This window comes from Novosphingobium piscinae (assembly GCF_014230355.1).
Classification (GTDB): domain Bacteria; phylum Pseudomonadota; class Alphaproteobacteria; order Sphingomonadales; family Sphingomonadaceae; genus Novosphingobium; species Novosphingobium piscinae.
The window spans coordinates 1-9,154 of the sequence record NZ_JACLAX010000035.1 but is presented as its reverse complement, the minus strand read 5'-3'; the positions used below and the strand labels follow the sequence as shown (position 1 = coordinate 9,154).

Annotated in this window: 8 protein-coding genes; 5 read left to right on the top strand and 3 right to left on the bottom strand. The window is 70.1% G+C overall.

The features are described 5' to 3' along the window. On the bottom strand, positions 1 to 1,235 hold a 1,235-nt coding region (locus H7F53_RS17295), incomplete at its 3' end, for an RluA family pseudouridine synthase (protein WP_185680768.1). After that, positions 1,232 to 1,639, bottom strand: a complete 408-nt coding sequence (locus H7F53_RS17290; protein WP_185680767.1) for a fluoride efflux transporter FluC — start codon at positions 1,637 to 1,639, stop codon at positions 1,232 to 1,234. The genes H7F53_RS17295 and H7F53_RS17290, both read right to left, overlap by 4 nt. Before the next feature lie 229 nt (positions 1,640 to 1,868). Between H7F53_RS17290 and rpsU the strand changes: the two genes are divergently transcribed. From rpsU to gatB, 5 genes are all read left to right on the top strand, one after another. Then, positions 1,869 to 2,075: a 30S ribosomal protein S21 gene (rpsU, locus tag H7F53_RS17285; protein ID WP_185680766.1), complete on the top strand. Its 207-nt coding sequence runs from the start codon at positions 1,869 to 1,871 to the stop codon at positions 2,073 to 2,075. Between the two features lie 114 nt (positions 2,076 to 2,189). Continuing rightward, complete coding sequence (locus H7F53_RS17280) at positions 2,190 to 2,714, top strand: FKBP-type peptidyl-prolyl cis-trans isomerase (protein WP_185680765.1); 525 nt, start codon at positions 2,190 to 2,192, stop codon at positions 2,712 to 2,714. Between the two features lie 32 nt (positions 2,715 to 2,746). Continuing rightward, positions 2,747 to 3,034, top strand: coding sequence for an Asp-tRNA(Asn)/Glu-tRNA(Gln) amidotransferase subunit GatC (gatC, locus tag H7F53_RS17275; protein WP_185680764.1), 288 nt, complete (start codon positions 2,747 to 2,749; stop codon positions 3,032 to 3,034). Between the two features lie 133 nt (positions 3,035 to 3,167). Continuing rightward, the gene (gene gatA / locus H7F53_RS17270; RefSeq protein ID WP_185680763.1) at positions 3,168 to 4,652 is read left to right on the top strand and encodes an Asp-tRNA(Asn)/Glu-tRNA(Gln) amidotransferase subunit GatA; all 1,485 of its coding nucleotides are present in this window, start codon (positions 3,168 to 3,170) and stop codon (positions 4,650 to 4,652) included. 90 nt (positions 4,653 to 4,742) lie between these two features. Beyond that, positions 4,743 to 6,245: an Asp-tRNA(Asn)/Glu-tRNA(Gln) amidotransferase subunit GatB gene (gatB, locus tag H7F53_RS17265; protein WP_185680762.1), complete on the top strand. Its 1,503-nt coding sequence runs from the start codon at positions 4,743 to 4,745 to the stop codon at positions 6,243 to 6,245. A 70-nt stretch (positions 6,246 to 6,315) separates the two neighbouring features. On the opposite strand, the gene H7F53_RS17260 is transcribed toward gatB, so the two are convergent. Then, on the bottom strand, positions 6,316 to 9,126 hold the full coding sequence (locus H7F53_RS17260) for a M16 family metallopeptidase (RefSeq protein WP_246438974.1): 2,811 nt from the start codon (positions 9,124 to 9,126) through the stop codon (positions 6,316 to 6,318). Positions 9,127 to 9,154: the final 28 nt, after the last annotated feature.

The following is a 9,154-nucleotide window of genomic DNA, read 5'->3' as shown; positions in this document are numbered from 1 at the left end:
GGAGCCGCCCGGCCGGTCGGCTTGCCGGCGGGCGGCCCGCCCGTCTTGCCGCCCGTCTTGCCGGCCGCCTTGCCAGTCGCGGGGCCGCCACGGGCGCGCTGGCCGCTGGGCTTGCGCGCCGGCGCGCCCTCGCCATCGGCCCGCTTGCGCCGTTCGCCGCGGCGCTCCTTGCGGTACTGCTTGGCGTGGGCCTTGGCCGCGGCCTTGCGCAGCTCCTTCTCCGGTGCGCGCGGGGCCTCGGGCAGGTCGGCGCCGAGCGCCTCGTCAAAGCCAAGCTGGGCCATCGACGCGGCGAAATGCTCGGGCAGCTCGGCGGTGACATCGAGCGGGGCGCCATCGGGGTGGTCGATCAGCAGGCGCCGCGCATGGAGATGCATCTTGCGGCTGATCGAGCCCGAGAGGAAGGCCTCGGGGCCGCCATACTTGCCATCGCCGACGATCGGGTGGCCGATCGCCGCCATGTGCACGCGCAGCTGGTGGGTGCGCCCGGTGAGCGGCTGCAGTTCCACCCAGCAGGCGCGGTTCCCGGCGCGGTCAAGCACGCGGTAGCGGGTGCGCGCGGGCTGGCCGTGCTCGCTTTCATCGACCATCATCTTCTCGCCACCGGTGCCCGGCTGCTTGGCCAGCGGCAGCTCGATCAGGCCGTCGGAGATGTCGGGAATGCCGATCACCAGCGCCCAGTAGATCTTGCGCGCCGAGCGGCCCGAGAAGCGCCGCGAGAAATAGGCCGCGCTGCCCGGGGTGGCGGCGATCAGCAGCACCCCCGAGGTGTCCTTGTCGAGCCGGTGCACCAGGCGCGGGCGCGGTCCGTCCTGGACATAGGCGTCGAGCAGCCCGTCGACATGCTCGAAGGTGCCGCTGCCGCCCTGGGTGGCGAGCCCCGGCGGCTTGTTGAGCACGATCGCCGAACGGTCGCGGTGGATCACCATGCTGTCGGCGAGCGCGATCTGCGCCTCGGTCAGCTCGCGCCGGGGGCGCGGACCGCCCTTGGCCGGCTCGTTCCCGCCGGGTGGCACGCGCAGGACCTGGCCGGCGCTGAGCCGGTCGGCCGGATCGGCGCGCTTGCCGTCGACCCGGATCTGGCCGGTGCGGGCCCAACGCGAGACCGTGGCGAAGCCGATCTGGGGCAGGTGGCGCTTGAACCAGCGGTCGAGCCGGACCCCCTCGTCATCGGCCTGGACGGTGAACTGGCGGACCTGATCATCGCGGCCGTGCGCGCCGGCAGGGGGCTTCATGCCGGCCCCCGGGTCAACAGCAGCCCGCCGAACAGCGCGGCGAAGCCGGCCAGTAGCGACAGTGCGACATAGCCCGCGGCGAGGCCAAGCAGGCCGCGCTGGACAAACAGGGTGAATTCCAGCGCGAAGGCCGAGAAGGTGGTATAGCCGCCCAGCACGCCGACCCCCAGCAGCAGGCGCCAGCCATCGCCCCCCTGGCCGTGCCGCGCGAGCACGCCGACCAGCAGGCCCATGCACAGGCAGCCCAGCACGTTGGCGGTCAGCGTGGCCCAGGGAAAGGCGGTGGCCGGGGCCGGGGCCAGCGCCTGCCAGGCGCGTCCGGTGGCGAAGCGCAGCCAGGCACCGGCGGCACCGCCCGAGGCGACCAGCAGCGAGGACAGGCCGAAGGAAGGAGAGGAATTCATCCGGGGGGCTGTAGCGAGGCTTTGCCGAAGATGCCACTTTCTTGGCGCAGTCGGCCGATTTCGCGGCGGCGGCCTGCTTGCCAAGCGCAGAGTCCTCTGCTAGCGGGCCGCTTCTTCGAACCGGTCCGGCAAGGATTCGGGGCGGTTTGTATTGGCATTGATAAGGTGCTCCCCCGCGCGCTTCACCAGCGGGGTTCTCGCCTTCCGATCTGTTGAGGTGTGTCGGTTTATGCAAATTCTCGTTCGCGACAACAATGTCGATCAGGCTCTCCGTGCGCTCAAGAAGAAGCTGCAGCGTGAGGGTGTGTACCGCGAGATGAAGCTGCGCCGTCACTATGAAAAGCCCTCGGAAAAGCGCGCCCGTGAAAAGGCTGCCGCGGTCCGTCGCGCCCGCAAGCTCGAGCGCAAGCGCGCCGAGCGTGACGGCGGCAAGTAAGCGCCGCCTTGCGCCTGTGCCGGGGTTGCTCCGGCACGCGCTTTACGCCAAGAGGGCGCGGCTTAATCCGCGCCCTTTTTGCTGCGTGCGCGGCACGACCATGAGGACGAATCGATGACCGAGATCACCCGCGTTCCGCTCCAGCCCCTGCAGAAGGGCTCGCTCACCAAGCTCTGGCTCGGCGTGGCTGCAGCCGTGGCCGTGGCCGGCGGAGTGGCCTGGGCAGCGATGCCGGAACTGGTCGCGGTCAAGACGGTCAAGGCCGGCGAGGGCCCGAACCCGACGCTCGATGACGTGGCCTTCATCGACTACACCGGCAAGCTGGCCGACGGGAAGGTGTTCGACCAGGGCAAGGCCCCGCTCGCCCTGCGCGAGGTCGTTCCCGGCTTCACCCAGGCGCTGCAGCAGATGCAGCCGGGCGGCAAGTACAAGGTCGTGATCCCGGCCCGGCTTGCTTATGGCGACAAGGCCAACGGCCCGATCCCGGCCAATTCCGACCTCTATTTCGACATCGAGGTGCTGGGGGTGATGAGCCGCCAGCAGTTCGAGCAGCAGCGCCAGCTGATGCAGATGATGCAGGCGCAGCAGCAGGGCGGTGGCGCCGGCGGGGTCGCGCCCCAGGCCCTGCCGCAGCCCTGATCGTTCCTTCCGTCCGAAAGGTCTGACCCTCCATGTCGGTCGATACCGCCACCGTCACCAAGATCGCCTCGCTTGCCCGCATCAAGGTCAGTGAGGCCGAGGTCGCGGCCATGGTCCCCGAACTCAACGGGATCCTCGCCTGGGTCGAGCAGCTTGGCGAGGTTGATGTGACCGGGGTCGAGCCGATGACCGCGGTGATCCCCAACACGCTGCGCCTGCGCGAGGATGCGGTGACCGATGGCGGCATCCGCGATGCGGTTCTGGCCAATGCCCCGGCGGCCGAGCATGGTTTCTTCGGCGTGCCGAAGGTGATCGAGTAGGTTTTCCCGGTCCGCCGCGGGCGCGTGGGCTTCGACAGGCTCAGCCCGAGCGGACCTTGTTTCTATCGTGCACTATCAACTCCGCTCAGCCTGAGCTTGTCGAAGGCCACGCGCTGACGGGAGATCGAGGCCCATGACCGACCTGACCGAACTCGGCATTGCCGACATCCGCAGCGGCGTCGCCGCCGGCACCTTCACCGCGGTGGAGGTGGCCGAAGCGTTCAACGCCGCAGTGGCCGCGGCGCAGCCGGCGCTCAACGCCTTCATCGTCACCACGCCCGAGGCGGCGCTTGCCGCGGCCCGCAAGGTCGATACCGCGCGGGCGGCGGGCCAGCCGCTGGGCAAGCTGGCGGGCGTGCCGATCGGCATGAAGGACCTGTTCGCCACCAAGGGCGTGCAGACCACGGCGGCCAGCAGGATTCTCGAGGGCTTCACGCCGGAGTACGAGAGCACGGTCTCGCAGAACCTGTGGAACGCCGGTGCGGGCATGCTCGGCAAGCTCAACCTCGACCAGTTCGCGATGGGCTCGTCGAACGAGACCAGCGCCTTCGGCAACGTGATCTCGCCCTGGCGCCGCCCCGGCGATACCGCGCCGCTGGCGCCGGGCGGCTCGTCGGGCGGGTCGTCCGCCGCGATCGCCGCGCGCCTGTGCCCGGCGGCGACCGGGACTGACACCGGCGGCTCGATCCGCCAGCCCGCCGCCTTCACCGGGATCGCCGGGATCAAGCCGACCTATGGCCGCTGCTCGCGCTGGGGCGTGGTGGCTTTCGCCTCGTCGCTCGACCAGGCCGGGCCGATGGCCCGCTCGGTGCAGGACTGCGCGATCATGCTCGAGGCCATGGCCGGGTTCGATCCGAAGGATTCGACCAGCCTGAACCTGCCCGTGCCCGCATGGGAGGCCGGGCTGAACCCCAGCATGGCCGGCAAGAAGGTCGGCATCCCGCGCGAGTACCGGCTCGACGGGATGGACCCCGACGTGGCCAGGAGCTGGGACGATGGCATCGCCTGGCTCAAGGACGCGGGTGCCGAGATCGTCGAGATCTCGCTGCCCCACACCAGGTATGCCCTGCCGACCTACTACATCATCGCCCCGGCCGAGGCCTCGTCGAACCTCGCGCGCTATGACGGCGTGCGCTATGGCCTGCGCGACCTGCCCGATGGCGCGGGGCTGCAGGACATGTATGCCGCCACCCGTGCCGCCGGCTTCGGCCCCGAGGTCAAGCGCCGCATCATGATCGGCACCTACGTGCTCTCGGCCGGCTTCTACGACGCCTATTACACCCAGGCGCAGAAGGTCCGCACGCTGATCGCGCGCGATTTCGAACTGGCCTTCCAGCACTGCGACGTGATCCTCGCCCCGACCGCGCCGACCGCGGCCTTCGCGCTGGGCGAGAAGAGCGACGATCCGCTGGCGATGTACCTCAACGACGTGTTCTCGGTCCCGGCCAGCCTCGCCGGCCTGCCCGCCATGTCGGTCCCCGCCGGGCTCGACCGTCAGGGTCTGCCGCTGGGGCTGCAGGTGATCGGCCGGGCTTTCGACGAGCAGGGCGTGCTCAATGCCGGGCTGGCGCTGGAGCAGCGCGCGGGTTTCACGGCCAAGCCCGCCAAGTGGTGGTAACCTTCCTTCTCCGTTCGTCTCGAGTGAAGTCGAGAGACGGACGGGCCAGCGCAGGTGTCTCGACTGCGCTCGACACGAACGGTGAATGACATGACGAATTCCGCGTATCGTATCCAGGGCGCCACGGGCGAATGGGAGGTCGTGATCGGCCTTGAGGTTCACGCGCAGGTCGTGTCCAAGTCCAAGCTGTTTTCCGGCGCCAGCGCCACCTTCGGGGCCGAGCCGAATGCCCAGGTGTCGCTGGTTGATGCGGCCATGCCGGGGATGCTGCCGGTGCCGAACATGGAGTGCATCCGCCAGGCGGTGCGCACGGGCCTTGCCATCGATGCGCAGATCAATGCGTGGTCGCGGTTCGATCGCAAGAACTACTTCTATGCCGATCTGCCGCAGGGCTACCAGATCAGCCAGCTCTACCACCCGCTGGTGGGCGAGGGGCACATCGACATCAGCCTGGACGACAAGAACCCGGAAGCGGCTGTGAAGCGCATCGGGATCGAACGGATCCACGTCGAGCAGGATGCGGGCAAGCTGATGCACGATCAGCACCCGACCATGTCCTATGTCGATCTCAACCGCTCGGGCGTCGCGCTGATGGAGATCGTCAGCCGGCCCGACATGCGCTCGCCTGCCGAGGCCGGGGCCTATCTGCGCAAGCTGCGCGCGATCCTGCGCTATGTCGGCTCGTGCGATGGCAACATGGAGGAAGGCTCGATGCGCGCCGACGTGAACGTCAGCGTGCGCAAGCCCGGCGAGCCGTTCGGCACCCGGACCGAGACCAAGAACGTCAACTCCGTCCGCTTCGTCATGCAGGCGATCGAGCACGAGGCGAGCCGCCAGGTCGACGTGCTGGAAAGCGGCGGCAAGGTGGTGCAGGAAACCCGCCTGTTCGATCCCGACACCGGCACGACCCGCTCGATGCGCTCCAAGGAGGACGCGCACGACTACCGCTACTTCCCCGACCCCGACCTGCTGCCGCTGGTGCTGGAGGCGAGCTTCATCGAGGCGTGCCGCGCCAGCCTGCCCGAGCTGCCCGACGCCAAGCGTCAGCGCTATGAAACCGCGCTGGGGCTGACGCCCTACGTGGCCGGCGTGCTCACCGCCGAGGTCGAGACCGCGCGCTGGTTCGAGGCGCTGCTGGCCGAAACCGCGACCAAGCAGGGCAAGGGCGAGGAGGCCGTCGCCAAGCAGGCCGCCAACTGGCTCACCTCCGAATTGTTCGGCGCGCTCAACCGGCTGGGCCGCAGCCTCGAGGACAGCCCGGTCAGCCCGGCGCAGGCCGCCGAGCTGCTGGCGCTGGTCGCCGATGGGACAATTTCCGGCACGATCGCCAAGCAGGTGTTCGAGAAGATGCTCGAGACCGGCGACGGCGCGGCGGCGATCGTTGAGCGCGAGGGGCTGAAGCAGGAAAGCGACACCGGCGCGATCGAGGCGGTGGTGGCCAAGGTGCTGGCCGACAATGCCGACAAGGTCGAGCAGTACAAGGCCGGCAAGGAGGCGCTGTTCGGGTTCTTCGTCGGCCAGACCATGAAGGCCATGCAGGGCAAGGCCAATCCCCAGGTGGTGAACGACCTGCTGAAGCAGGCGCTGGGCTAAGGCGGCGTGGGCGGGGACTGACGGACCCGCCCGGCCGATCCGCCCACCCCCGGTTCAGGCCCCTTTCGGGTCAGTCCGCCGCGCTGCCCACCACTTCCAGCGGCAGGCCGATGCCCTTGAGCTGGGGCTCGACCAGCTTGCGATCGCCAACGATCACGAAGGTCATCCGGTCGGGCTGCAGCCAGGCATGGGCCGCAGCGTTGAGGGCCGTGGCGTCGATCCGGCGATACCGCTCGGGCAGGGTGCGCTGGTAGTCGTCGGGCCGGCCGAGCCGGTCGTTCTGGATCACCGCGGAGAGGACGGCCATGTTGGTCTCGTAGCGGTTGGGCAGGCCGCGGATGTTGCCATCGGTCACCCGCGTCAGTTCGTCCGGCTCCACCCCGCGCGAATCGGGGAAGGCCGCCATGTCGGTGATCAGCAGCTTGAGCGCATCGCCGGTGCGGTCCGACTGGACCGGGGCCGAGACCAGCAGGCTGCGCGGGCCAACCGGGGCGGTGATCTGCGAATAGACCCCGTAGGACCAGCCCTTGTCCTCGCGCAGGTTGAGGTTGAGCCGCGAGAGGAAGCCCCCGCCGATCACCTCGTTGGCCAGCTCGAGCGGTTCGGCATCGGCGCTGCGGCCGGTGAGCGGCAGGACCTTTCCTGCGAGGATGAACGATTGCGGCGAGTTGGGCCGGTCGACCAGCAGGATGCGCGCTCTGGCCATGGGCAGCGCGGCATCGAGCGGCTTGGCGGGCCGGGCTGCGGCCGGGACGGCCCAGGCGCCGAAGGCCTGATCGAGCAGCGGGCGTAGCTGCTCCATCGTCACGTCGCCGACCACGGTGATCCGCGCCAGGTCGGGGCGCAACCAGCGCGCGTGGGCGGCGCGCAGCGCCTCGGGGGTCAACGCGGCGATGCTGGTCGCGGTGCCGAGCCCGTCCGCGGGCAATCCGTAGGGGTGCGCCGCGCCGAACAGCGCCGGTGCCATCACCCGCATCGCCCGCGCCTGCGGGCTGGCCTCGGCCTGGGCCAGCTGGGCCAGGCGCTGGTCCTTGACCCGCGCCACGTCCTCGGCCGCGAACCGCGGGTTGCGCACCAGATCGGCCATCAGCGCCAGCGAGGGGGCGAGGTTGGCGGACAACGCATCGAGCAGGATCGCGCTGGAATCGAGCCCGGTCTGCGCCGTGATCGTCGCACCCAGCCGTTCCTGCTCCTCGGCGATCGCCGTGGCGGTGCGGGTGGCCGTGCCCTCGTCGAGCAGGGCCAGCATCGCTGCCTGGGTGCCGGGGGTATCGAGCCGGTCAGCCGCGGTGCCGGCATCGAAGTTGAGGCTGACCAGCACCTTGGGCACGGCGGTGCGGCGCGCGAGGGTGACCTGGATGCCATTGCCGAGCGTGGTCCGCTCGACCATGGGGAAGGCCAGCTCGCCCACCGGGGCAATATCGGGCAGGGCGCGCTTGGGTCCCGGCTTGAGCGCGGGCACGGCCGCCGACCTGGGCTTGCGCGGGGCCTTGGCGGCGGGCGTCTCGTCACCCCAGCCGCCCATCTGCTCGCCGCGTTCGGTGCGCTCGCCCGGAACCACGGCCAGGGTGAAGGGCGGGCGGCCAAGCCATTGCTGCAACGCCGCCTTGACGCTCTGCGGGGTGAGCGCGGCCAGCGCAGCCAGATCCTCGCGGTACTTGGCCGGATTGCCCGAATAGAGCGCGCCTTCGGCCAGGGTTGCGCCCTTGCCGTAGAACCCGCCGACCTGCTCGAGCGCGGCAATCTGCGCGCTGGTCAGCCGCGTGGCCGAACGGCGCACCTCGTCCTCGCTCGGGCCTTCGCGGACCAGCCGCTCGATCACCGCATCGAAAGCCTGCTCGGCCGCGGTGCGGTCGGTGCCGGGCTTGATGTCCATCACCGCCATCAGCTGGCTGACCTGCTCGCTGAGCTGGGCCATGGCGCTGACGCTGACCGCCTGCTGGCTGCCCCGCACCAGGGCATTGTCGAGCCGTGAACTGGCGAGCCCGCCGAGGATGTCCATGCCGACCGCGAGCGCCACGGCCTGGGGATCGTTGAGCCCGGGCGCGCTCCACACCCGGTAGAGCCGCGTGGTCGGCACCTGATCGGCCATCTCGCGCCGCACCGGCGCGGGCAGGGTGACCGGCGCGGCCGGCGCGGTCACCACCGCGGGGCCGCGCGGGATCGCGCCGAACCACTTCTCCACCAGCGGCCGCGCGGTCGCCGCGTCGATATCGCCCGTCAACGCGAGCACGACGTTGTTGGGGGCATAGTTGTCGCGGTACCACTGGCGCACGTCAGCCAGGCTGGCGGCGTCCAGATCGGCCATCGAGCCGATCACCGAATGGCGATAGGGGTGGCCGACCGGGAATAGCCCTTCGCCGATGGCGTATTGCGCCAGACCGTAGGGCTGGTTGTCGCCCTGGCGCTTCTCGTTCTGGACCACGCCGCGCTGCTTGTTCAGCTTGTCCTGGGTGACCGCGCCGAGCAGGTGGCCCATGCGGTCGCTTTCCATCATCAGCGCCCGCTCGAGCGCGCCCTTGGGCACCGTTTCGACATAGTTGGTGCGGTCGTAGTCGGTCGAGCCATTCGTCGGGGTCGAACCCGCGCTCTCGAGCGGCACGTCGAAATTGGGCACGTTCTCCGAGCCACCGAAGAACAGGTGTTCGTACAGGTGGGCGAACCCGGTGCGCCCGCGCGGCTCGTGCTTGGAGCCGACGCGGTAATAGGTCGTCACCCCGACGATCGGAGCCTTGCGATCGGTGTGGACCACCACGGTCAGGCCGTTGGCCAGGGTGAAGCTCTCGAACGGAATGTCGACCTGGCGGACCAGCGCGGCCAAGGGCGCGGGCGCCGGGACCGGGGCGGGCGGCGGCGGGGTGGCAGCGGCTGGCGGGGCCAGCGCGACCGGCGGCGGCGTGCCGGGCGCG